This is a genomic window from Polaromonas sp. P1_G2 (assembly GCF_056405515.1).
In genome coordinates this window covers 1-364 of sequence record NZ_JBFUBY010001720.1, presented here as the reverse complement: position 1 = coordinate 364, position 364 = coordinate 1, and the positions used below count along the sequence as shown (strand labels likewise).

General features: G+C 59.2%; 1 pseudogene. It reads left to right on the top strand.

Annotation, left to right across the window (positions count from 1 at the left end):
* Positions 1-330 (top strand): annotated as a pseudogene (locus tag AC1D0P_RS32270) (ribose ABC transporter substrate-binding protein); the annotation flags it as partial.
* Between the last annotated feature and the right edge of the window lie 34 nt (positions 331-364).

Here is a 364-nt window from a genome sequence, read left to right as displayed (position 1 = left end):
CCCTTCGTGCCCTTCGGCGGCGAGACGGAAAACGGCTTCCGCAAGTTCTGCGCCAAGTTTGCCGGTGACGGTCTGAAATGCTCGTCGGCAGGCACTGGCCCGGCACAGGTCGCGGTTGCCATCAAGACGGCGATCGCTGCGCTTGAGGGCGAAGTGGTGCCGCMGTCGGTCAAACTGCCGCTTGCCATCGTCGAAGACCCGAACTTCAAGGCGGATCAGGACTACTATCCGAAGCAGTCCGACAATTTCTTCGTCGGCAACTCCTTCCCGACCTGCAAGATCAACTTCTCTGCCCAGGAAATCATGGGTCAGACGAAGGAAAACCAGTGAGCCCTTGCTGGTTCGCTTGAAATAGGTACCGCGG